Below are 22,721 nucleotides of genomic sequence, written 5' to 3' on the forward strand. Positions count from 1 at the left end.
AAGAACAAAGCGGGTGCTACGAGCCGCTCCAGAGACAAGCAAGCAGCTTAAACGCCAAGCTAGCGGAGGGTGACCGCGCTGATGATCTCGTCCACGAGGTCGGGCCGGTAGTCGGGCTGGCGGACCTCCAGGTAGACGGTCCTGGCCACGCCGGACTCGTGGACGGCCGCGATGGTGAGGGAACCGTTGCCGTCGCAGTCCGGCCAGTCCCACACGGTGCCCTCCCAGGTGTCGTCATGGACGAGGCGTTCGGTGCGGGCGCCCTCGCACACCCCCCGGTCGGCGATCGAGGTCAGGGGCTGGACCCCCGGTATGACCGTCGCGTAGAGCCCGTAGGACGGGTGGGCGGTGGAGTGCCAGTTCTCGGTGTCGGTCGCGAAGAGCAGGCCGGGCTCCGCGCCCGCGTCCGCCGTCACGGGCCTGGCCTCCAGATCGGTGTCGAACGCGCCTATCCAGGCCAGGGGGACACCCATCTCCAGCGCGTGGTCGTCGGACCTGACCGGTCTCAGGTCCATCCCGGGGTAGCCGACGGAGGTGGTGACGCCGACGGTCATCACGGTGAGGGCGGCCGCGAGGCCGCCCACCTTGTACCAAGGCATCCGGTAGCGGCGCCACCACGGGTCGGCGGTGGGCAGATCGGGGGCCATACGGATCGCCCTGACCCGGTCGGTGAAGGTTTTGGCGTCCGCTGGGCGGCTTTCCCGGTCCACCGAAAGTGCCGACAGAATGAGTTCATCGAGCGCCGGGGGCAGTCCTGGCCGGATCCGGCCAGGTGCGATCCGCACCGGCGGTCGCGACGGCGGCCGACCGGTGATGAGTTCGTAGGCGACCGCGCCCAGCGAGTACACGTCCGAGCGAACGTCCAGGTCACCGCCGGGGATGCTCTGCTCGGGCGACATGTACCCGGGGGTGCCCGCCGCCGCGGTGAACCCCGACGCCTCGTCGATCGACTTGGCGAACCCCAGGTCCGCCACCAGCACCCTCTGCCCCACCGGTGACGACTGGAGCAGCACGTTGGACGGCTTGATGTCGCGGTGGATCGTGCCGTGGTTGTGCAGCACGGTGATGCCCTGGCCGATCTCGGTCAGCAGCCGTAGAGCCTCGTCGAGGGGCAGCTGACCTCGGCGAACGAGGTCGGCGACGCTGCCCTGGTCGGCGTAGGTCATCACCATGTACGGACGCCCGTCGGGCAGGACGTCGACGTCGTGCACCGCGACCAGCCAGGTGGAGTCGGTCTGGCGCAGGATGCGCGCCTCCTCCAGGAACCGGTGCTGGATATCCATCTGGTGCGCCCAGTTCTCGGCGAGTACCTTGATGGCCACCGGATAGTTGAGTAGATCGTCGTGCGCCAACCAGACGGTCGCGAAGGAGCCGGAGCCCAGGCGCCGGATGACGCGGTAACGTCCGAAGGCCTCCGGTTGGCTCATGTCCGCCTCGGTGTTTCGGGGGTGGATACGCGGTCGTTGCCCACTAATACACCATCCAGACCCCCATACCGCCTTCCGCGGATATGATCCCCACTCCGGACACCCCCGAGCGCCACGGAGCATGGGAAACCATGGGACTCCGGCGGGGGACGTGTGCACCGAGGGGTGCGATTCAGGGAGAGACCGAGCATGGCCAGTAGTGACCGCCCAGACCACGAAGAGAAGCCCGCGCCCCGGCGCCGGGTGGCGAGCAACGTCGACGAGGAGCTGGAGGAACTCGCGCGACGGGCCAGGGACGGCGACGCCGTGGCCCTGGACGAACTCCTCCGCCGCATCCAGCCCGAGGTGCTGCGCCGCTGCTCCCGGTTCCTGCCCTACCGGCAGGACGCCGAGGAGGCGTGTCAGGACGCTCTGCTGCGCGTGGCCCGCAAGATCGGCAGCTTCAAGGGCGACTCCCTCTTCACCACCTGGCTGTACACGGTGGTGTCCAACTCCGCCCGCCAGACCTACCGCTCCATGAAGCGCCGGTCGGCCGAGTTCCCCACCGAGGCCGAGCGCATGCCCCACCAGAGCGACCCGCGCACCACCAGCGTCATCGCCGGTTCCCGCATCGACCTGCTGGAGGCCCTCGACCAGCTGGAGAAGGACCGCCCCAACCTGGTGGCCCCCCTGGTGCTGCGCGACCTGTGCCAGATGGACTACAACGAGATCGCCTCCGAGCTCAACCTGGCGTTGGGAACGGTCAAGTCGCGTATCCACCAGGGGCGCAAACACGTGCGCAAGTCCCTGGCTGTGACGTAGCTTCCGTCGGCGAACTACTCTGGGGACATCCCTTCCCGGCCGCCGCTCCGGTGTGCGCCGTTCCCGCTCCAGCTCTGAGAGGTACCGCCCATGGGGCTTCGTGACCCCCTGTACTGGTTGTACGAGCGACGTATCGAACGTCACCTGACCAGTCAGGAGATGCCGCGCCACGTCGGTGTGGTGCTGGACGGGAACCGGCGCTGGGCCCGGAGCAGCGGCAAGCAGGCCCTGGAGGACGGGCACCGGGCCGGGGCGGACAAGATCTTCGAACTGCTGCGCTGGTGCGACGAGCTGGGTGTGCAGGTGGTCACCATCTGGATGCTGTCCACCGACAACCTCAGCCGCGCCGACTCCGAGCTCCAGCCGCTCCTGCGCATCATCGAGGACACCGTCGGCCGACTGCGCGCCGAGGGGTGGAACACCCGGCCCGTCGGAGCCCTGGACGTCCTGCCCGACACCACCGCCCGTGCCCTGAAAGAGGCGGAATCGGCCACATCCGGCAACCCGGGCCTGGTTGTCAACGTCGCCGTCGGGTATGGGGGTAGACGTGAGATCGCCGACGCGGTTCGGTCCCTCCTCCAGGAGGAGGCGGCCAGGGGCACCGGTATCCAGGAGCTGGCCGAGCGCCTGGACATCGAGGACATCGCACGGCATCTCTACACGCGCGGCCAGCCCGACCCCGACCTGCTCATCCGCACGTCGGGGGAGCAACGTCTGTCCGGTTTCATGCTGTGGCAGAGCGTGCACTCGGAGTTCTACTTCTGCGAGGTCCACTGGCCTGCTTTCCGCAGGGTCGACTTCCTTCGTGCACTGCGCTCGTACGGCGCGCGCAACCGCCGCTTCGGCTCCTGACCCCCACCCCCTCCGCCCGTCGCGGCGGGCCCCCTTCACGCGGTGTTCACCGCGTGTCGGGCCGGGGCTCTGGAAAACGGGCCGGTGGGCACGTAGCGTCGGATCAGACGGGTGGTGTTCGTCCACCCGTTCGGGAGGCCCCGGCTCATTGATCTCCTCCGTCACAGCGGAACGTCAACGAGGAGGGCCGGACCCGGCCCTCAGGGGCCAGGTCCCGGTCCTCCATGATCCCGTGACAGTAGGGCGCCCTCGCGGTGCCCAAGGGGAGAACGAGTGGCTAGTTCCTCGACCGATCGCCGTGACATCCAGTCCCCCAGCACCCCCCACCCGGAGGTGACGGAGGGCACGCGCGTGTACGTGCTCGACACCAGCGTCCTGCTCGCCGACCCGATGGCGGTCACCCGGTTCGCCGAGCACGAGGTCGTCATCCCCGTGGTGGTGATCACCGAGCTGGAGAGCAAGCGACACCACCCGGAGCTCGGGTACTTCGCACGTCAGGCGCTGCGCCTCCTGGACGACCTGCGGGTCGCCAACGGTCGACTGGACGTCCCCGTGCCGGTGAACGACCAGGGCGGGACGCTCCGTGTCGAGCTCAACCACAGTGACCCGGAGGTCCTTCCGGCGGGCTTCCGGCTCGGCGACAACGACACCCGGATCCTGACGGTGGCGCGCAACCTCCAGCTCTCGCCGTACGCCCACGAGGACGGTGCGACGGGCGAGGGTTCCGAGGGCGCCGAGGGCGACGTCGTGCTGGTGAGCAAGGATCTGCCGATGCGGATCAAGGCCTCCTCGATCGGCTTGGCGGCCGACGAGTACCGGGCCGAGCTCGCCATCGAGCACGGGTGGACGGGGATGGCCGAGCTGGACGTGCCCGCCCACCGGATCGGGGAGCTGTTCGAGGCCGGCAACAGCGAGATCGAGGAGGCCCGCGACCTCCCGTGCCACACGGGGCTGGTGCTCGTGTCCGAGCGGGGCAAGGCACTGGGCCGGGTGCGGCCCGACAAGTCGGTGCGGCTGGTGCGCGGCGACCGCGACGTGTTCGGCCTGCACGGCCGCAGCGCGGAGCAGCGGATCGCCCTGGACCTGCTCACGGACCCGGAGATCGGCATCGTCTCGCTGGGCGGACGCGCGGGCACGGGCAAGTCGGCCCTGGCGCTGTGCGCGGGGCTGGAGTCGGTCCTGGAGCGCCGTCAGCACCGCAAGGTGATGGTGTTCCGCCCGCTCTACGCGGTCGGCGGCCAGGAACTGGGCTACCTGCCCGGGACCGAGAACGACAAGATGAACCCGTGGGGGCAGGCGGTGCACGACACCCTGTCCGCGGTGACCAGCGAGGACGTCATCGAGGAGGTCGTGGACCGGGGGATGCTGGAGGTGCTCCCGCTCACGCACATCCGGGGCCGGTCGCTGCACGACGCGTTCGTGATCGTGGACGAGGCCCAGTCCCTGGAGCGCGGCGTCCTGCTCACCGTGCTCTCCCGGCTGGGGGAGAACTCGCGGGTGGTGCTCACCCACGACATCGCCCAGCGCGACAACCTGCGGGTGGGCCGCCACGACGGGGTGGTCGCGGTGATCGAGAAGCTCAAGGGGCACCCCCTGTTCGCGCACGTCACCCTGACCCGGTCCGAGAGGTCCCCGATCGCCGCCCTGGTCACGGAGATGCTGGAGAACTGACACCGGCCGCGCGCGACCCGCGACGGCGGGTCGCGCGCGGCCACCGCGGTGGCCGCCGCTCAGCGCATCGCGGACACCAGCGCTCCCAGTCGGCGCAGCCGGGCCAGGTTGGCCTCGTAGCGCGCGCCCACCACGAGCAGGAGCGCGCCGACGGCGGCGAACGGCACCCAGTTGGGCAGCAGGACCGTCAGGTCCCACAGCGGCGGGCCGAAGGCCCGCAGCGACGACATCAGCAGGGCGGCCGAGCCCAGGGCCAGCGCCGCCCGGAGCCGTGCCCGGAGCCCCCACACCGCGACGGCCACGCCCACCGCCAGTACGGCGGGCACCCGCCAGAGCATGCCGGAGTCGGCGAGCAGCATCACCACGGACGGCAGGAGCAGCAGGGCGAGTCCGCCTCCGTAGGCCGCCCAGCTGGACGGCGGCGCGACGGCCCTGCGGCTCCACTCCCACCCCACGACCAGCGCGGCGGTCGCGGGGACGACCGTGTACGCCTCGGGGGCGGTCACCCGCCAGGTCCCCAGCACGGTCCACAGCGCGGCGAGCATGAGCGCTCCGCCGACCCCGGCCAGCCATCGGCGGCGCGGGCGGGCGGCACTGGCCAGAGCGATGACGCCCACGACCGCCAGGGCGAGGCCGACCACTTCCCCGCGCACCCCGGCGGCGGTCGTCACGACCACCGCGAGCACGGCCCACAGGGCGGCGGGGATCTCCGCCGCCGCCAACAGCGGACTCCGCAGCCGGGGGGCGACCGCGGCCACCGCCGCCACCAGGGCGATGGGCGCGAGCGCGGCGTACTCCACGGGCGCGCCCATAGCCAGCGGCAGCGCCAGCGCGAACGCCCCGGTCGCGGCGGTGGCCGCCGAGGTGGCGGCCACCGCCATGACCGTGGTCCGGGCCAGTGCGGCGGCGCACGCCCACACCACCGCGACGGACATGAGGGCCGCGGTGAGGGAGTAACGCTCGGGCAGCGCCCACCCCAGCCCCAGGAGCAGGGTGAACAGTCCGGCGGCGCCGGGGACCCAGGCGACCCGGTGGTTCCTCAGCAGCGCCGAACCCGCGGTCAGGGCGGCGCCGACCGCGAGGGTCCACACGAGCGCCACGGCGAACGGCGCGCCGAGCACCACCGGGACGGGGACGAGGGCGGGCGGCGCCACGAGCGCTGCGGTGTGTGTCGTCCACCGTCGGTCGACGAGGCGGACCGCCCCCACGGTGAGCGCGCCGGAGAGGACGAGTCCGAACGCCACGGCCAGGGCCGTGCCCGTGTCCGGCTGACCCGGGAGCCCCAGGACGGCGTCCGCGGGCCGGAGCAGGGTCGTGGGCGGGACGGCGGTGAGGAAGGGGATCCGGGCGAACCCGGCCAGCACGGGTGCGCCGCGCGGCCCCGCGATCAGGGGCACCAGCGTGAGCACGGCCAGTCCGACCGGGCCGAACGCCGACACCCTCGGGGCCGGGCCGCCGGGTGTCCGTCGCGGGTGTCTCACCCCTCCGCCGAACGGTTCCCACCGGTGGGCGCGGGCGACCGCCAGCGCCGCCGCCCCGATCAGGAGCGCGGTCGTGGCGAGCAGCCACCGGGGGACCGGTCCGGCCGCGACGGCGACCACCGCGATCAGGCAGACCGCGCCGACCACGGCGGCCAGCGCGCCCAGCGCCAGCGTCGCCCCCAGGGCCCTGGGGGCGAGGTCGCGCCGGTCCGGGGCGCCGGTCCGGGGCAGCAGGGCGTTGGCCAGGGCGGCTGCGGCCGTCACCACGACCACGAACAGGGTCGCGTGCCGCTCCGGGAGCGCCCACGACAGCCCGAGCAGGAGGGCGAGGGTCCCGGTGAGCCCGGGGATCCAGCCGGAGCCGTCCGCGATCCGGGGCGCGCCCAGGATGAGCACGGCTCCGAGCAGTGCCGTCCACGCGACGGCCACGGCGAAGGGCAGGCCGAGGATCACCGGCAGCGGCACGAGCGCGGTGGGCGCGGCGAGCGCGAGGGCCGCGGCGGTCCACCGCCGGTCGGCGAGGCGGGCGACACAGACGGCCACCGCCCCCGCCACCACGACGCCGAGGGCGGTTCCAGCGGCCGCGGCGGTGCTCGTCTGGGCCGGGAGCCCCAGGACCGCGTGCGCCGGTTCGAGCAGCGCCGACACCGGCGCCGACCACGGCGAATGGGGGTGGGACACCCCCGGGAACAGGGGGGAGGTCCCGGGACCGGTCAGCAGCGGGGCGACCGGTAGCAGGAGCAGACCGACGGCGGTGACCATCGGGGGCAGGACGGGGTCGCCCCCTCCGGGCTTGGCGAAGGGGCTCGGCAGCCGTCCGAACAGCAGGGCGGTCGCGGCGGAGGTGAGCACGAGCGCGGCGAGCAGCCAGCCCAGCGGCTCGGTCGTCACCCCGTTCGCGCGTGTCCAGGCCAGCAGGGCGCCGCCCACGAGCAGGGCGAGCGCCCACAGCACCGCGCCGGACGCGTACAGGGGGCCGGCGGGGCCGTCCGACCGTCCGTTCCCCAGCCGGGCCCGGAGCAGGACGACGACGAACGCGCTCGCCGCCGCCAGCAGGGCCGCCGCCACGGTGCCGTGGACCGTCGGCAGCGACCAGCACACGCCGGTGAGCAGGGTGAGGGTGCCCGTGGCCGCGGGGATCCAGCCCAGGTGGCCCGAGCGTGACAGGGACGCGCCGAGGACGAGCGCCGCACCGCCCAGGACCGCCCAGACGGCCGCCGCGACGGCGGGCAGACCCAGGAGCGGCGGAACCGCCAGCAGGGCCGCGGGGGCCGCCACGGCGGCCGCCGATGGGGTGAGCCGGGGCAGCAGCAGGGCGGTCGCCCCCACGGCCAGGCCCGCCCCCACGAGGACGGCGCCCAGGTGGGCCAGGCCGAGCGGGGACAGCGGTTCGGGGACGGCGATCCCCAGCAGCGCGGTGACCGGTGCCGTGGTGGATCCGGACGACCAGGGCTCCTCAGGGAGACGGGGCAGGGCGGGCAGGGAGGCGGGACCGGCGGCCAGCGGCACCGCGCCCAGGGCCAGGAGGGCGGCACCGGAGAACACGCGTGAGGAGATGCCGAGCCCGGGCAGGGGACGCCACCGGGCGAGCAGGAGGCCGGTCACCCCGGCCAACAGCAGGCTCACGGCCACGGCCCACCAGCGCTCCGGTCCGGCGCCGGGGTCCCCGCCGAAGAGGACGAGGCCGGACACGCCGGCGGCGCCGACCCACAGGGTCAGGGCACACACGCGCAGCGTCCGCACGGGACGCCCGGGACGCGGTTCTCCGAGCCGGTGGGCGACGAGCAGGTCGGCGAGGGCGGTGGCCGCGACGGCGGGCAGCAGCCACGACCAGCGGACGTCGCCGGGCGCGGCCAGGACCGCCAGGAAGGCCACCGGCTGGACGAGCAGGGCCGCGATGACGCGCGGCCCGGCCAACGGGACGGCCAGGGGGTACAGCGCCATCAGGGCGCCGATCACGGCGAGGCAGACCGCGGCGTACGCCGCGGCGTTGGTCAGGCCGTCCGACAACAGGAACAGGGCGAGGGCGTCGACGCCGAGCAGCCCCGCCGCCAGGGCGCCGAACGTCTCGGCGCTCGCGCGCAGTCCGCGCCGGTACAGGGGGTGGGCGACCCCGGCGAACAGCAGCGTGGTCGTGACGAGCACGGTCGCACGCGTGCCGGTGCCCATGTCGCTCCACGTCCAGACGGCGAACACCAGGGCCGCGACGCCCACGAGCAGCCCGCCCAGGCCGAGGATGACGTTCTGCGCCGAGCGGCGGGTGACCTCCCCCACGCGGTCCGCCGGCGGTCGGGAGGACGGCGGACCCTGGGGCGCGGAGGCGGGGCCGGACACGTCGGGCGGTACGGACACGACGGCCGCCTCGGGCGCGGCGGCCTGGGGCGGCGGCGCCTGGGCGGTCGGTCGCGCGGTGCGGCGCGACTCCCGGCGCAGCGCGTGCAGGACGGCGGCGCGTTCGGTGCGCAGCGCGTGTTCGCGGTCGGCGAGGGCGGACAGTTCGGTGTCGATCCGCCACAGGTGTTCGGCGGTGGCGCCCACGAGCAGGATCCCGCACCGCCCGCAGGCGCGGGGGCGGTGGGCCAACGGGGCGCGGCAGTCCGGGCACCGCGCCTCCGGGGCCGCGTGGTGTGGTGGAGGTCCTTGCTGGTCCATGCCGCCATCCTGGCCCGGTCGCGCCCGGCTGACATCCGTACGGGTACTCAGAGGGCCGCTTCGGGGGCGGTGCCGCTCTCCCGGGGCGGCCCTGGAGAGACTTCCCACCGCCTTTTCGGATTGACCCTATTTTGACTCTTCGTGTCCATTCGCAGGTCAGAACCGTATAAATAAGGCACATTCCGTAATGTGACCCAAGGCACAGTAAAAGTGGAGCTACTTTGCCGTGACGGTGGTGCAGGCTGAATCCGCTGCACAGAGTGTCCCCGCCCCGCGTGGGACCCCTCGCCGCGGTGGGTCCGAACGGAGTCCTTCCTCCGTCCCCACCGCGCACGGCACGCGCACCCGAGGCCGTGCGTGCCCTGGCGAACGTGCGCGACCACGCCACCTGTGCAGGCGCGACCACCCGTCCCACCAGGGATCTCCCTGCCGGACACCCCCTCCTGGGAAAGGCAACCGTGGTACTGAACCGAATGTCGCTGCGGATCGGCGCGGCCGTCGGTGCGGCGACCCTCGTCGCCGGCGCGGCCTTCACCGTCGTCGCCCTCGCCGACGACGACGTCGAACAGGACGCGGCCGTCAACGCCGCCGGCGTCGACGAGCCGGGCACCGAGGCCCCCGCCGCCGACACCGACGCGGAGGACGAGTTCTTCGCCTCCGAGGAACTGACCGACGAGGAACTCCGGAGCCGGCGCGCCCAGGCCGAACAGGAGCGCGACACCGCCCTCAGCGCGGGTGTGCGCACCTCCCAGGCCCAGGGCAGCGACATCATCGAGGAGCCGGAGGAGGACGAGGAGGAGGCGGCCGAGCCACCCGTGTTCACGGGCGACGCCAGGTCCGTCGCGCTCGAGATGGTCCTGGCCCAGGGCTGGGCGGAGAGCGAGTTCAGCGGCTGCCTCGAACCCCTGTGGGAGAAGGAGAGCAACTGGAACCACACGGCGCAGAACCCGAGTTCGGGCGCCTACGGCATCCCCCAGGCGCTCCCCGGCGACAAGATGGCCAGCCACGGCGACGACTGGCGCACCAACCCCGCCACCCAGATCGCGTGGGGCCTCGACTACATCAAGGGCCGCTACGGCACCCCGTGCGGGGCCTGGTCCCACTCCCAGGCCAACGGCTGGTACTGACCCGCCGCTCCGCTCCGCGCCGGACGCGGGCCGCGCGGCCCGCGTCCGGCGCGGAGCGACGGTCACCGCGGGGCCGGGGCGAAGCTCTCCACGACCTCCTCGGGAAGGTCGTCGTAGAAGTCCGCGTCGGCCCGCGGGACGTTGACGCTCACGAGGTAGAAGATCCGCTGGCCCTCGCCCTCGAAGCTGATCACGTACCGCCAGAAGCGGCGCTCCTGGGTCGCCCACTCCTCGTTGTCGAAGTCCGCCGTCACCCGGGCGACGTCCCACTCCTCGTTCCAGGCGTCGGGGAAGTCGCCGCTGTCGAGCTGTTCCAGCTCCAGCTGCCGGTAGTCCGTCGTGACGTCCCCCGCCACGACGCTGGTGCCGCCGTTGGTGTCCTCCAGGAACTCGGCGCTGGTGCGGTCGTACACCTGCTCCGTCCAACCGGTGACCAGGATGTGCTGGTCGTAGCCGGGGGCGACGAAGTACGCGCGGGCCTCGTCGATCGCGGTGTCGTCGACCGTCCAGCCGTCGGGGTAGTCCACCTCGAACCAGCGGGACCGGAAGGTCACCAGGTCGTCGTAGGAGGGCGGGTCGCCCCCGCCGTCCCGGTCCTCGTACTCCGTGTCCGTGCCGGGGGCGGACTGCTCGGCGACGGGGCTGTCGGTCAGCCCCGCGGTCGAACCGTCCGCCCCCGGCGCGGTGGGATCGCCGCCCGAGCGGGCGAGGAAGGCGGCCGCGCCCACCACGATGAGCGCCACGGCCAGGCCGGCGGCGCCCAGGCCGATGAGGAGCCTGCCGGTCGAGCCCCTCCCGGAACCCTTCCCGGAACCCCGCCCTCCGCCGTGGCCGCCAGGGGGGACGACGGCACCGGTCCCGCCCTGCGGAGGGGGCGGTGACGGGTACCCGGGCCCCTGGGGAGCCGGTCCGTGACCCGGCGGGGGCGTCGTGGACCCGTGCCACCCGGACGTCGCGGAGGGGGCGGGCGCCGGGGGCGCCGGCGCCGTGCCGGGCGCCGGGTACCCGCCGCTGGGGGCCTGGCGGGGGGCTCCCGGGCCGAAGCCCGAACCGGCGCCGCCGGGGTGCCCCGCCGGTCCGGGAACGACCCCTCCGGAGGGCTGCGCGCCGCCCCTGGCCGAGGGCCGCTCCCCGGTCCCCCCGAAACCGCGGTCGCGCAGCAGGGCCAGCGCCTCGTCGGCGCTCAGCCGCCGGTCCGGGTCCCGCTCCAGGAGCCCGGAGATGACCGGCGCCAGCCACCCGGCGCGCCTCATCGGCGGCAGCGGCGCGGACATCACCGCGGCGATCGCGGCCGTGATGCTGTCGCGGTGGAACGGCGAGGCGCCCTCCACGGCGGCGAACAGCGTCACACCGATGCTCCACAGGTCGCCCCGGTGCTCGGCGGGGCCGCCCGCCAGACGCTCCGGAGGCATGTACTCGGGCGAGCCGATGAGGGCCCCGGTCCGGGTGATGCTCGGTCCGCCCTCCATCGTGGCGATCCCGAAGTCGGTGAGCACGACCCGGCCGTCCGTGGACATCATGATGTTGCCGGGCTTGATGTCGCGGTGCAGGACCCCGACCTCGTCGGCCGCCCGCACCGCCCGCAGGAGGGACTCGGCGATCGTCGCCACGGTCTCCGTGTCCAGGGCGCCGCGTTCGGTCAGCAGATCCCGGAGCGACCCGCCCTCGATCAGCTCCATGACCACCCACGGGTCGTCCTCGAAGACGAACACGTCGTGGATGGTGATCACCGTGGGGTGGTTGACACGCGCGGCCGAGCGGGCCTCACGGCGCACCCGCGCGTGCGCGTCCCGGCGCTCGGCCTCGGTGAAGTGGTCGGGCAGGAGCACCTGTTTGAGGGCGACGACGCGGTCCAGAGTGGGGTCGAAGGCCTCCCAGACGACGCCCATCCCCCCGCGTCCGAGTTCACGGCGGAGGACGTAACGGTCCGCGACGATGCGCTCAGGGTCGCTGTTGCTCGGCATGTATCGCCCTCTCGGCGGGCTCAGGTCGGGTGGTCCGGTACGAATGTCGGACGTCACCCGGGACGAAAAGGTTCCTGGAAAAGGGGAGGGGAACCACGCCCGGAACGGCGGTCCTGACCCCAGGCGGCGGGGCACCCCGCCAGGAGTGGGGCGCCCCGCCGTCGAGACCCGTGCCTACTGGCGCGCGTTGGTCATCTTCAGGACGTCGAGGGCGGCGTCGAGCTGCTCCTCGGTGAGCTTGCCGTCCTCGACGTAGCCGCGCTCGATGACCACCTGGCGGATGGTCTTGCGCTCGGCCAGCGACTGCTTGGCGACCTTCGCGGCCTCCTCGTAGCCGATGTAGCGGTTGAGCGGGGTGACGATCGAGGGGGAGGACTCCGCGTAGGTGCGGCACCGCTCCTCGTCGGCCTCGATCCCCGCGACGCAGCGGTCCGCGAACACGCGCGAGACGTTGGCCAGCAGGCGGATCGACTCCAACACGTTGCGGGCGATCATCGGCAGCTGGACGTTGAGCTCGAAGTTGCCGCTCGCGCCGCCGAACGCCACCGCGGCGTCGTTGCCGACGACCTGGGAGGAGACCTGGAGCATGGCCTCGCACAGGACCGGGTTGACCTTGCCCGGCATGATCGACGACCCCGGCTGGAGGTCGGGGAGGCGGATCTCCGACAGACCGGTGGTCGGGCCCGAGCCCATCCAGCGGATGTCGTTGGCGATCTTGCAGTAGGCCACGGCGATCGTCCGCAGCTGACCGGACAGCTCGACCAGGCCGTCACGGGCGCCCTGGGCCTCGAAGTGGTCGCGGGCCTCGGTCAGCGGGAGACCGGTGTTCGCGGCGATCTCGGCGATGACGCGGGCGGCGAAACCCTCCGGGGTGTTGATGCCGGTGCCGACCGCGGTGCCGCCCAGGGGCAGCTCGGCCACGCGGGGCAGGACCGCCTCCAGGCGCTCGACGCCGTAGCGCACCTGGGCGGCGAACCCGGCGAACTCCTGGCCGAGGGTGACCGGGGTGGCGTCCATCAGGTGGGTGCGGCCGCTCTTGACGACGGAGGCGAACTCGACCGACTTCCGGGTCAGCTCGCCCTCCAGGTGCCGCAGCGCCGGGATCAGGTCGTTCTGGACGGCCGAGGTGGCGGCGATGTGGATGGAGGAGGGGAAGACGTCGTTGGAGGACTGCGACGCGTTGACGTGGTCGTTGGGATGCACGTCCAGGCCGGTGCGCTCCTTGGCGAGCGTGGCCACGACCTCGTTGGTGTTCATGTTGCTGGAGGTGCCGGACCCCGTCTGGAACACGTCGATCGGGAACTCGCCGTTCCACCTGCCCTCGGCGACCTCCAGGGCCGCCTCGCGGATGGCCTTGCCGAATTCCTCACTGATGACGCCGAGCTCCGCGTTGACCTTGGCGGCGGCGGCCTTGATCTGACCGAGCGCGGCGATGTGGGCGCCCTCCAGGCCCTGGCCCGAGATCGGGAAGTTCTCGACCGCGCGCTGCGTCTGGGCCCGCCACTTGGCCTCGGCGGGAACCCGGACCTCACCCATCGAGTCGTGCTCGATGCGGAACTCACTCATTGCAACCCATCCCTCCTGGGAAAACCTGTGAATCACAGCCTGCCAGACGCACGACCGGCCCCGGCCACTCACCCTGAGTTGACGGTGTTGCGCGCGTCATGCCGTCCCCGGCGCCGGGCTCAGGAGCCGATTCCGCGCCGCCGCGGGCGTCGCCGCCAGCCCAGGAACCGGCGCCGCTTGGGGGCCCGCACCCGGACGGAGCCCAGCAGGCTGAAGCCGTCGATCTCCACGACGGGCGGGTGCGGCAGGGACGACGGGCGGGCCGTCGTCGTGCGCAGACCGAGGAAGGACCAGCCGCGCAGGCGCACCTCGACACCCTCGGGGACGTCGATCTCGACACGGCCCAGGACGGCGGTCACCGTCATCCGGTGGTGGTTGCGCAGCAGCAGCGCCTCGCGCATGTCCACGTCCACGCGTCCGGCGAGGGCGGCCACGTGCTCCCCGGGGACCGCCACCCAGCGGCCGCGTCGGCTGAGCGTGCCGAACAGGGCGAGGGCGGGCCGGGGATCCAGTCGGATCGGCTGCTGGTCGGCGGGCAGGAGGTCGGCGGTCAGCCCGGGGAGCTCACCGAGGGTGCGCGCCTCCTGCGCGCGTCCGCTGCGCTCCTCGAACTCCGCCAGGTCGAGGCGGCCGTCGGCGGCGGCGTCGCGCAGCACCCTCAGGACCCGTTCCCGGTCGCTCTGGGAGGCGCGGAGCCGGGCGGGTGACACTTCCTCACTCACACCGCCTCAGCCTAGATGAGCCGCCCGCCGGGCGGGACCCCGCCCGCGGAGCCGCCCCGGCGGGCGGCGCGGCGGACGGGGCCGGGCGCCCTACAGGCGAAGCAGCGCCCGTCGCGGAACGGATCCGTCCGCCAGGGGACGGACCGCGAGGCGGACCAGGGCGCGGGCGTTGTCGTCCCCCGCCACGCGGTTGGCGCTGAGCTCTCCGCAGCGGACGCAGCGGTGGACGAGCAGCCACTCCCCGTCCGGCCGCGTGGCCAGGCTCAGCGCGGCCATCCGCCCCCGGCAGCCGGCACGGCGGTCGCCGGGGACCCGCCCGTCCACGTGCAGACTGGTCAGGCAGTGCGGACAGTGATTGCGGTGCGCGGTGCCCGGAGCGTCGACCGGGACCTGGAGTCCGCACCCCGCGCAGCGGAACGCTCCGGACCGTCCGGACTCGCGGTGGACGTGCGTCACGGACTTGCGCCGCTGTGGACGGCGTCCACGCGTGGTGTTGCGTCGCCCCACGGTCACACCTCCCCGAACAGGTCGAGCGGGAAGGGCGGGTCGGCGAGCGGACGCACGGCGATCCGCATGAGCACGAGGTGGTTGTCGTCCGTGGCGACGGCGCTCCCGGACATCTCGTCGCACAGCGTGCAGCGGTGGATGAGCAGCCAGGCGCCGCCGCGCGGGACCGCGACGGAGATCGGAGCCATGCGCCCGCCGCAGCGGGAGGCGCCCTCGTCCGTCCGGTCGACGACGTGCCTGGAGCTCAGGCAGCTCGGGCAGTGGTCGCGCGGACCGCCGTCGGGATCGAGGGCGGACACGGTGAGGCCGCAGCGCACACAGGTGAACGCGGAGACGTCGGGGGCGGGTTCGGGTTCGGTGGTGGACACCCGGGAACTCCTTGCTGGACGGTTCTGGAGATCAGCAGGAGGAGCGCCGAGCGGTTCTCGACGGCGGGGCCGGGCCCGGTCAGACGTCCGAACGGGAGCGGGGACGCGGGCAGCCCGCACGGGTGTGAGGCGCGCTCGGCGCTGTCCGGGCCATACTCACCGTTCCTCGTCCCGCCGGGTCGCGTCCCGCGGGGTCGTCGTCATCACCGGTCGCCGATCGTAGGCCCCCCGGTCGGCCGGGGGCAACGGATTTTCTCCGACGGCGTGCGGAGCCACCCCGGCGGGCGGCTGCTCCGGAGGGGCCCGTCCGGGGTTGTCCACAGGCGGTGAAAACCGCTGGATATCGGTGCCGGCCGATGCCTACGGTTGTGCCCATGAGTACATCACTCCCCGGTCGCCGGGTGCCCGGAAGCGCCGCCATGAGCGGCCGGGACGCCCCGGCCGTGCCCGCCCTGCTCCTGAGCGGGGTCGTCAAGCGCTTCGGCTCCCTCACCGCAGTGGACGGCCTGGACCTGGAGGTCCCCCAGGGCGTGGTCCTCGGCCTCCTCGGCCCCAACGGGGCGGGCAAGTCCACCACCATGAGGATGCTCACCGCCCAGAGCACGGCCGACGAGGGCGAGATCCGCATCCTCGGCCACCGGATACCGGCCGAGTCCAAGTGGGCCCGCGCCCGGATGGGCGTCGTCCCCCAGCACGACAACCTCGACGAGGAACTCACCGTCGAGCAGAACCTGCGGATGTTCACCTACCTGTACCGGGTCCCGCGCCGGGACCGGGCGGAGTCCATCGCCCGCGCCCTGCGCCTGGCCCAGCTCGTCGGCCGGGGCGACACCCGCGTCGACGGCCTCTCCGGAGGGATGCGCCGCCGCCTGCTCATCGTCCGCGCCCTGCTGCACCGGCCCGAACTCGTCCTCATGGACGAACCCACCGTCGGCCTCGACCCCCAGGTGCGCCAGGACCTGTGGAGCGTCATCTCCGCCCTGCGGGACCAGGGCGTCACCGTCCTGATGTCCACGCACTACATCGAGGAGGCCGAACGCCTCTCCGACGAGGTCGCCCTGATGGCCAGCGGCAGGGTGGTCGAACGCGGCACCCCCGCGGACCTGGTGGCCAAGTACGCGGGGGCGACCGTGGAGGAGTACACGCCCGGCGTGGAGGGCGTCGACGCGCTCGAACGCCTCATCCACGACCAGGGCTTCACCACCCGCCGCACCGGCACCACCCTGTCCGTGCTGCGCGCGGAGGAGCTGCCCGACTCGCTGCGCGACCGGCTCGGCCAGCCCCAACGCCGGGCCAGCAACCTGGAGGACGTGTTCGTGACCCTGACGGGAGAGACCTTCGAATGACCCTGGAACAGGCCCGTGCGGACGCGCGTCCGGAGACACACGCGCGGCCCGGACGGTTCGAGGTGGACGCGGTCATGGGCGTCGTCGCGCGCGAGTGGATCCTCTTCCGCGAGTCCTGGAGCTCGACCACCTTCGCCGCCGTGGTCGAACCCACCCTGTACCTGCTCGCCTTCGGTTTCGGTATGGGCGCCCTCGTCGGGACGCTCGCCGGATACAGCTACATCGACTTCCTCGGCACCGGCATCGTGGCGGTGTCGGTCATGTTCCAGTCGATGATGCCCGGGGTGATCAACACCTTCATCAAACGGAAGTTCCAGCACACCTACGAGGGGATCCTCGCCGCCCCCGTGGACGTGCGCGAGGTGGTCACCGGCGAGGCCCTGTGGCTGGCGTTGCGCTCCGGGACCTACGGCTGCGTGCCGTTGCTCGTGGCGGTCTGCTTCGGCCTCAGACCGGGACCCTGGGCGGTGTTGGTGCCGTTCGTCGCCTTCGTCGCGGGTTTCGCCTTCGCCCTGTTCGGAATCTGGATTTCGGCGCTGATCAGGTCGGTGCGGTCGATGGACTACGTGTTCAGCGGGCTGTTCACGCCGCTGTTCCTCATGGCGGGGACCTTCTTCCCGCTCACCGGACTGCCGGAGTGGGTGCAGGTGGGGGCTATGGCCAACCCGCTCTACCACGCGGTCGAACTCATCCGGGGCGCGGTGTTCGGGGACATCGCCCCGGGCGCCGTGCTCGTGCACGTTGCCGTGATGCTGGTGTTCATCGTGCTCATCTGGTTCCTGGCCGTCCACCAGCTCCGGCGCCGCGTCGTCAGCTGAGGCACGGCGGGCGGGGCCGCGCACGCCGACGGCGCGGGAGGGGCCCTCCCGCGCCGTCCGACCGGTGTCCTCGCCAGGAGGCCGGGGCTACTCCCCGGCGCTGGGCGACCACCGCAGTTCGAGGCTGCCGCGGCGCCCCTCCTCGGTGACGCTCAGGGCGAGACCCACCGCGCCCCACTGGTCGGGGTCGGCGACGTCCTCCGCGGGCACCACCTGGCGCAGGTCGAAGAACCCGGCGAGGACCGCCTCGTCCATGTCCTGCATGGTCTGCTGGAACACCGGGTCGTCGGCCAGCACCCCCGTGGAGCTGGTGCCGCGTGAGACCAGCACGGTGTCGCCGTCGGTGCTCACGCCGGGAGGCGTGGAGTAGGCTCCGGAGAACGCCTCGTCGATGAGGTCGCTGAGCACCTGCTCGTCGCCGCCCACGGCGCGGTACTCGAACGCGATCTCCTCGTTCGCGCCGCTCTCCCCGTAGGAGTAGTAGGAGCTGGAGGGGCCGAAGAAGGTGTCCGGGTCGAGGCTGGTGATCCCGAAGGCGGTCGAGGAGCCGAGCAGGCCGCTCAGGCTCTCCGGCAGCGGCACGCCGAAGGAGTTGAACTCGCGTTCGATCTCGGTGCGCTCGCCCCTGCTCAGCGGCAGCTGTTCGTTCTCGTAGGCCTCGGTCAGCGCCTGGTCCAGACCGTCGGCGCCCACCGCGATCACCGTGTCCTCGGGCAGGGTCCCCATGGCGTCCACGGCGGCCCCCGGGGTCTCCGACAGCCAGGCCAGGTCGGTGTCGTCGAACGTGAAGTCGAAGAAGTCCGTCCGCGCCTCCAGGTAGTCGCCGTCCACCCGGAGGGAGGCGGTCATCCGGCCGCTCAGGTCCTCGACGTCACCGCCGCCGGAGCCCAGGGCGTACCCCTCGGCGTACCCCTCGGCGAACGAGTCGAGCTCCATCAGCGCGTCGCCGTCCCCCCACGCCGCGGCCAGGCTCCCGGAGGGGATGCCGGACATGTCGGAGGAGAACGTGCCGTCGCGCTCCAGCGGGCCGAACTCCTCCATCTGGTCCTGGAGGTCGTCCAGACTGTCCGAGTCGGACAGGAGGACGAAACCGTCCACGACCTCGTAGGCCACGTCGTCCTCCCCCAGGCCGGAGAGGGTCTCCTCGGCCAGCCGCTCGTCGGTCACCGCCAGCGCGAACGCGCCGGCCACGCCCTCGTCGGTGGCGTCCGTCGGCCAGACGGCGACGCCCACCCGCTGGCCGATCCACTCCTCGACCTCGCTCTGCCGGGCGTCGGGGAAGACCTCGGTGAAGCCCTCCGCGAAGGTCTCGGTCATGTCGCCGTCGGGTTCACCGATCTCCTCGGTGATCTCGTCCGGGAGCTGGTCGACGAACCGGAGCAGCTCGATCGCCTGGGAGCCGTCGATGGACAGGTCGACCTTGGCGAAGGCCGCCGCGCTCGCGGGCAGGACGGACTCCGGCTGCGGACCGCCGAAGTCGACCAGCGCGACCGTGGCCCAGACCGTACTGGCCATGACCACGCCCGCGACGGCGATGGCCGACGGGATCAGCCAGCGGTTGCGCCCGCCACCCGACGGAGGGAGCTGCCCGCCCGGGAAGTTCCCGCCCGGGTACGGCCCACCGGGTGGTGGACCGCCGGGCGGCGGCCCACCGGGCGTACCTCCGGCCGGGTACGGGGGCTGGCCGGGCACGCCGCCCTGGTGCGGCGGGAAGCCCTGCGCGGGCTGCCCGGGCTGGGGCGGCTGCCACTGGGGCTGCTGCGGGGGCTCGGGGTAGGACATCGGACCTCCGATGAGGGGAAACTCGGTGTGCGACCGCACGGGGTTTGATGCGCGCGCACCCCCTCGCGGTTCCCCTCGTCTGCGTGTGTGGGGTGTGACGGGTGCGACACACGGCCGCGGGGCCCGCCTGGGGTGGGCGGGCCCGGTGCGCGGACGGTCAGGGGGCGGACGTGAGGTCCACGCCGCTGTAGGCCGACAGCTTGCTCAGCCGGTGCTCGCTGAGCACCTGGCGGACCGTACCACTCCGGCCGCGCATGACGAGCGAGTCGGTGATGACCCGGGAGGACTCGTAGCGCACCCCGCCGACGAGTTCGCCGTCGGTGATGCCGGTGGCGGCGAAGAACACGTCGTCGGAGGAGACGAGGTCGTCGGTGAGCAGCACGCGGTCGAGGTCGTGGCCGGCGTCGAGGGCCTTGCGCCGCTCCTGCTCGTCCTTCGGCCACAGGCGGCCCTGGATGACGCCGCCCAGGCACTTCATCGCACAGGCGGTGATGATGCCCTCAGGGGTACCGCCGATACCGAGCAGCAGGTCCACACCGGTTCCGGCACGGGCCGCCATGATCGCGCCCGCCACGTCACCGTCGCGGATGAACTTGATGCGCGCGCCCGCGTCCCGCACGTCCTGGACGATCTGCTTGTGCCGGGGGCGGTCCAGGATGACCACCGTGACGTCCTGCGGAGCCTTGCCCTTGGCCCGGGCGACGGCGCGGATGTTGTCCCCGACCGGGGCGGCGATGTCCACGACGTCGGCGGCCTCGGGGCCGGCGGCGAGCTTCTCCATGTAGAACACCGCGGACGGGTCGAACATGGTGTTGCGCGGGCTGACCGCGATCACGGCGATCGCGTTGGGCATGCCCATGGCGGTAAGGGTGGTGCCGTCGATCGGGTCGACCGCCACGTCCCACTCGTGGCCGCCGCCGTCGCCGACGCGCTCGCCGTTGAAGAGCATGGGGGCGTCGTCCTTCTCGCCCTCACCGATGACCACGGTCCCGTTCATCGACACGGTGCTGATCATGTGTCGCATCCCGCGCACGGCCGCGCCGTCGGCACCGATCTTGTCGCCCTTGCCGACCCAGCGGGCGGCGGCCAGGGCGGCGGTCTCGGTGACGCGGACGAGCTCGAGCGCCAGGTTGCGGTCCGGAGTGGTGGAGGGCGCGGGCGAGCTGCTGGCCTGCGACATGGGATGACACCTTCCGTCGGGGATCGGGGTGGGGCTTCGCCCCTTAGGGTAGTCACCCGACGTGATCCCCGACTGCTGTGGGTGCGCCGCGCGTGATCGGCGCTCCCCCGACGCGGCCGGTACCGTCTACCCTGGCGGGATCCGGACGGGAGTGAGGGCATGACAGTGGACAAGACGGACAAGCCCACGCGGGTGTCGCCCCGTGGAGCCGCCACCCGCAGTGCCCTGCTCAGGGCGGCGGCCCAGGTCTTCCGTACCGTCGGCTTCGCGAAGGCGGGTGTGAGCGAGGTCGTGGCCGTCGCGGGCGCCAGCGTCGGCAGCCTGTACCACCACTTCACGGGCAAGGCGGACCTCTACCTCGCCCTGTACGAGGAGTTCCAGCAGCGGCAGCAGGAGCGCACCCACCAGGCGGTCGTCGACGCCCGCGCACGGGGTGAGAGCGATCCCACACGGCTGATGAACCTCGCCGCGCGCGCCTACCTCCTGGGCTGCATCGAGGAGAGGGACACGGCGCGGCTGTTCTTCAGCGGCGACGGCCCGCCCGGCTTCGACTACCAGCTGCGCGCCCGGCTCACGCAGTGGACCGACCGCAACGTGGCGCTGTTCCGCAAGGCCGACGAACCGGTGGACGAGGCGCTGCTGATCGTGGTGAGCGGCGCGATGCTGCTCGCCGTGGCCGAGGTGGTGCGCCGCGACGACGCGGACGCGCGCCGGCTCGCCGACGACATCACCCGGGTGCTCACCCAGTTGGAGCCGGAACACCGTGGGTGAGACCCGGCGGTCAGACCCCACCCCGGGTCAGAGAGCTCCCCGGCCTGGGGCAAGCTTGGTGGGGTCATGAGTGAGTACAGCCGGTCCAACGCGACCTTCGTCAACTACGCCATCTCGCTGGGGATCGTCGTCGGCATCCTGCTGGTGATGGCGTTCGTGGTCTCCACCCGTTCCGGGGAGCACATCCCGTCGGTGAACTACCGGCCGGACGTCGACGTCCTGCGCGAGGCGGCCGACTACCCGGTGACCCTTCCGTCGGAGGAGCTTCCCGACCAGGGGTGGACGCCGACCAGTTCGTCCCTCGACGTGACGGGCCCCGTCGAGTGGAGTGTCGGCTTCGCCACCGCCGCCGACAGCCACGCCCGGCTCATCCAGAGCGACGCCGACCCGGAGGCGGTCGTGGACGAGCACGTCCGCGACGCCGAGGAGGTCGGCACGGTCGCCGTGGGCGGGCGCGAGTGGGACCACTACGAGTCGGAGGACTGGGGAGCGCTCGTCCTGTACGAGGAGGACGTGACCCTGGTCGTGGCGGGCAGCGCCGACCTGGACGAACTCGCCCACCTGGCCGAGGGCCTGGAGACGGACGCGGTCGCCGCCGAGGACGCCTAGGACCGCGTCCCCGGCGCGTGCCGCACGGACATGACGGTGCCCCCGCCGGATCCGGCGGGGGCACCGTTCGATCGGTCCCTCACTCGGCGCGCAGGTCGCGGCGCAGCTCCTTGGGGAGTGAGAAGGTCAGGGTCTCGTCGGCGGTGGTCACCGGGGTCACCGTGCCGTAGCCGTGGCCCGCCAGCTTGTCGAGCAGCTCGCGCACCAGGATGTCCGGCACGGAGGCGCCGCTGGTCACGCCGACCGTCGTCACGCCCTCCAGCCAGGCGTCGTCCATGAGCGAAGCGTTGTCGATGAGGTAGGCGGCGTCGGCGCCCGCGTCGAGGGCGACCTCGACCAGGCGGACCGAGTTCGACGAGTTGTCGGAGCCGACCACGATGACCAGCTCGCACTCGGGGGCCATGGCCTTGACGGCGTCCTGGCGGTTGGAGGTGGCGTAGCAGATGTCGTCGCTGGGCGGGTCGAGCAGGTTCGGGAAGCGCTCGCGCAGCGCGTCGACGGTCTGGGTGGTCTCGTCGACGGACAGGGTGGTCTGCGACAGCCAGGAGACGTTGTTCGGGTCGCGGACCTGGACCTTGTCCACCTCGTCCGGGCTCTCCACGATCTGGATGTGCTCGGGGGCCTCGCCGCTGGTCCCCTCGACCTCCTCGTGGCCGATGTGGCCGATGAGGATGATGTCCCGGTCCTCGGAGGCGAAGCGCTTGGCCTCCTTGTGGACCTTGGTCACGAGCGGGCAGGTGGCGTCGATCGTCTTGAGCTTGCGCCGCTCGGCCTGCTCGTGGACGGCCGGGGAGACACCGTGGGCGGAGAAGACGACGATGGCGCCCTCGGGCACCTCCTCCGTCTCCTCGACGAAGATCGCTCCGCGCTCCTCCAGCGTGCGCACCACGTGGGTGTTGTGCACGATCTGCTTGCGCACGTAGATCGGTGCGCCGTACTGCTCCAGGGCCTTCTCGACGGTGATGACCGCGCGGTCGACACCGGCGCAGTATCCCCGGGGGTTGGCGAGCAGGACACGGCGGTGGGTCGTCGCAGTCGTCGTCGCAGTCATACGTCTCATCCTAGGCGCCCCGTGTG

The 22,721-nt window shown here is 72.7% G+C and carries 18 protein-coding genes; 8 read left to right on the top strand and 10 right to left on the bottom strand.

Annotated elements, in window-relative coordinates:
- Positions 1–59 precede the first annotated feature (59 nt).
- Positions 60–1,427, bottom strand: coding sequence for a serine/threonine-protein kinase (locus tag DVR05_RS00005; RefSeq protein ID WP_116243700.1), 1,368 nt, complete (start codon positions 1,425–1,427; stop codon positions 60–62).
- A gap of 189 nt (positions 1,428–1,616) precedes the next feature.
- On the opposite strand from DVR05_RS00005, the gene DVR05_RS00010 reads away from it, so the two are divergent.
- From DVR05_RS00010 to DVR05_RS00020, 3 genes are all read left to right on the top strand, one after another.
- The gene (locus DVR05_RS00010; RefSeq protein ID WP_116243701.1) at positions 1,617–2,228 is read left to right on the top strand and encodes an RNA polymerase sigma factor; all 612 of its coding nucleotides are present in this window, start codon (positions 1,617–1,619) and stop codon (positions 2,226–2,228) included.
- A gap of 90 nt (positions 2,229–2,318) precedes the next feature.
- A complete protein-coding gene (locus DVR05_RS00015; RefSeq protein WP_116243702.1) occupies positions 2,319–3,080 on the top strand; it encodes an isoprenyl transferase in 762 nt (253 codons plus the stop codon).
- A 273-nt stretch (positions 3,081–3,353) separates the two neighbouring features.
- The gene (locus DVR05_RS00020; protein WP_116243703.1) at positions 3,354–4,751 is read left to right on the top strand and encodes a PhoH family protein; all 1,398 of its coding nucleotides are present in this window, start codon (positions 3,354–3,356) and stop codon (positions 4,749–4,751) included.
- A gap of 59 nt (positions 4,752–4,810) precedes the next feature.
- Here DVR05_RS00020 and DVR05_RS27815 read toward each other — a convergent pair whose 3' ends face one another.
- Positions 4,811–8,884 carry an SCO7613 C-terminal domain-containing membrane protein gene (locus tag DVR05_RS27815; RefSeq protein ID WP_116243704.1) on the bottom strand — a complete coding sequence of 1,358 codons (4,074 nt, stop codon included), beginning with the start codon at positions 8,882–8,884 and terminating at the stop codon, positions 4,811–4,813.
- Positions 8,885–9,357: 473 nt separating this feature from the next.
- On the opposite strand from DVR05_RS27815, the gene DVR05_RS00030 reads away from it, so the two are divergent.
- Complete coding sequence (locus tag DVR05_RS00030) at positions 9,358–10,011, top strand: lytic transglycosylase domain-containing protein (protein ID WP_198658989.1); 654 nt, start codon at positions 9,358–9,360, stop codon at positions 10,009–10,011.
- A gap of 62 nt (positions 10,012–10,073) precedes the next feature.
- On the opposite strand, the gene DVR05_RS00035 is transcribed toward DVR05_RS00030, so the two are convergent.
- The 5 genes from DVR05_RS00035 to DVR05_RS00055 form a co-directional block, all read right to left on the bottom strand.
- A complete protein-coding gene (locus DVR05_RS00035) occupies positions 10,074–11,975 on the bottom strand; it encodes a serine/threonine-protein kinase (RefSeq protein ID WP_116243706.1) in 1,902 nt (633 codons plus the stop codon).
- 174 nt (positions 11,976–12,149) lie between these two features.
- Positions 12,150–13,541, bottom strand: a complete 1,392-nt coding sequence (locus tag DVR05_RS00040; RefSeq protein ID WP_116243707.1) for an aspartate ammonia-lyase — start codon at positions 13,539–13,541, stop codon at positions 12,150–12,152.
- A gap of 119 nt (positions 13,542–13,660) precedes the next feature.
- Positions 13,661–14,251, bottom strand: coding sequence for a DUF1707 domain-containing protein (locus DVR05_RS00045; protein ID WP_116243708.1), 591 nt, complete (start codon positions 14,249–14,251; stop codon positions 13,661–13,663).
- 102 nt (positions 14,252–14,353) lie between these two features.
- Positions 14,354–14,776: an RNHCP domain-containing protein gene (locus DVR05_RS00050; protein ID WP_116243709.1), complete on the bottom strand. Its 423-nt coding sequence runs from the start codon at positions 14,774–14,776 to the stop codon at positions 14,354–14,356.
- A complete protein-coding gene (locus DVR05_RS00055) occupies positions 14,773–15,138 on the bottom strand; it encodes an RNHCP domain-containing protein (RefSeq protein ID WP_116243710.1) in 366 nt (121 codons plus the stop codon). The genes DVR05_RS00050 and DVR05_RS00055 overlap by 4 nt, the downstream gene beginning before the upstream one ends.
- A 419-nt stretch (positions 15,139–15,557) precedes the next feature.
- Between DVR05_RS00055 and DVR05_RS00060 the strand changes: the two genes are divergently transcribed.
- Together DVR05_RS00060 and DVR05_RS00065 are read left to right on the top strand one after the other, a co-directional pair.
- A complete protein-coding gene (locus tag DVR05_RS00060) occupies positions 15,558–16,484 on the top strand; it encodes an ABC transporter ATP-binding protein (RefSeq protein ID WP_116243711.1) in 927 nt (308 codons plus the stop codon).
- On the top strand, positions 16,481–17,302 hold the full coding sequence (locus tag DVR05_RS00065; RefSeq protein ID WP_116243712.1) for an ABC transporter permease: 822 nt from the start codon (positions 16,481–16,483) through the stop codon (positions 17,300–17,302). The genes DVR05_RS00060 and DVR05_RS00065 overlap by 4 nt, the downstream gene beginning before the upstream one ends.
- Positions 17,303–17,389: 87 nt before the next feature.
- Here DVR05_RS00065 and DVR05_RS00070 read toward each other — a convergent pair whose 3' ends face one another.
- Positions 17,390–19,084 (bottom strand): hypothetical protein, encoded by a 1,695-nt coding sequence (locus DVR05_RS00070; protein ID WP_116243941.1) that lies wholly within the window; start codon positions 19,082–19,084, stop codon positions 17,390–17,392.
- Positions 19,085–19,241: 157 nt separating this feature from the next.
- Complete coding sequence (glpX, locus tag DVR05_RS00075) at positions 19,242–20,264, bottom strand: class II fructose-bisphosphatase (RefSeq protein WP_116243713.1); 1,023 nt, start codon at positions 20,262–20,264, stop codon at positions 19,242–19,244.
- Positions 20,265–20,429: 165 nt separating this feature from the next.
- Between glpX and DVR05_RS00080 the strand changes: the two genes are divergently transcribed.
- Positions 20,430–21,035: a TetR/AcrR family transcriptional regulator gene (locus DVR05_RS00080; protein ID WP_116243942.1), complete on the top strand. Its 606-nt coding sequence runs from the start codon at positions 20,430–20,432 to the stop codon at positions 21,033–21,035.
- Positions 21,036–21,101: 66 nt separating this feature from the next.
- Complete coding sequence (locus tag DVR05_RS00085; RefSeq protein ID WP_116243714.1) at positions 21,102–21,644, top strand: DUF4245 domain-containing protein; 543 nt, start codon at positions 21,102–21,104, stop codon at positions 21,642–21,644.
- 79 nt (positions 21,645–21,723) lie between these two features.
- On the opposite strand, the gene DVR05_RS00090 is transcribed toward DVR05_RS00085, so the two are convergent.
- Positions 21,724–22,695: a 4-hydroxy-3-methylbut-2-enyl diphosphate reductase gene (locus tag DVR05_RS00090; protein WP_116243715.1), complete on the bottom strand. Its 972-nt coding sequence runs from the start codon at positions 22,693–22,695 to the stop codon at positions 21,724–21,726.
- Positions 22,696–22,721: the final 26 nt, after the last annotated feature.

This window comes from Nocardiopsis sp. FIRDI 009, assembly GCF_003386285.1.
Taxonomy (GTDB): Bacteria; Actinomycetota; Actinomycetes; order Streptosporangiales; family Streptosporangiaceae; genus Nocardiopsis.

What these genes read in the sequence shown, in the direction of transcription:
- DVR05_RS00005 (WP_116243700.1), bottom strand. Translation starts at nt 1,427, where the DNA reads ATGAGCCAACCGGAGGCCTTCGGACGTTACCGCGTCATCCGGCGCCTG.
- DVR05_RS00010 (WP_116243701.1), top strand. Translation starts at nt 1,617, where the DNA reads ATGGCCAGTAGTGACCGCCCAGACCACGAAGAGAAGCCCGCGCCCCGG.
- DVR05_RS00015 (WP_116243702.1), top strand. Translation starts at nt 2,319, where the DNA reads ATGGGGCTTCGTGACCCCCTGTACTGGTTGTACGAGCGACGTATCGAA.
- DVR05_RS27815 (WP_116243704.1), bottom strand. Translation starts at nt 8,884, where the DNA reads ATGGACCAGCAAGGACCTCCACCACACCACGCGGCCCCGGAGGCGCGG.
- DVR05_RS00030 (WP_198658989.1), top strand. Translation starts at nt 9,358, where the DNA reads ATGTCGCTGCGGATCGGCGCGGCCGTCGGTGCGGCGACCCTCGTCGCC.
- DVR05_RS00035 (WP_116243706.1), bottom strand. Translation starts at nt 11,975, where the DNA reads ATGCCGAGCAACAGCGACCCTGAGCGCATCGTCGCGGACCGTTACGTC.
- DVR05_RS00040 (WP_116243707.1), bottom strand. Translation starts at nt 13,541, where the DNA reads ATGAGTGAGTTCCGCATCGAGCACGACTCGATGGGTGAGGTCCGGGTT.
- DVR05_RS00060 (WP_116243711.1), top strand. Translation starts at nt 15,558, where the DNA reads ATGAGCGGCCGGGACGCCCCGGCCGTGCCCGCCCTGCTCCTGAGCGGG.
- DVR05_RS00065 (WP_116243712.1), top strand. Translation starts at nt 16,481, where the DNA reads ATGACCCTGGAACAGGCCCGTGCGGACGCGCGTCCGGAGACACACGCG.
- DVR05_RS00070 (WP_116243941.1), bottom strand. Translation starts at nt 19,084, where the DNA reads ATGTCCTACCCCGAGCCCCCGCAGCAGCCCCAGTGGCAGCCGCCCCAG.
- glpX (WP_116243713.1), bottom strand. Translation starts at nt 20,264, where the DNA reads ATGTCGCAGGCCAGCAGCTCGCCCGCGCCCTCCACCACTCCGGACCGC.
- DVR05_RS00085 (WP_116243714.1), top strand. Translation starts at nt 21,102, where the DNA reads ATGAGTGAGTACAGCCGGTCCAACGCGACCTTCGTCAACTACGCCATC.
- DVR05_RS00090 (WP_116243715.1), bottom strand. Translation starts at nt 22,695, where the DNA reads ATGACTGCGACGACGACTGCGACGACCCACCGCCGTGTCCTGCTCGCC.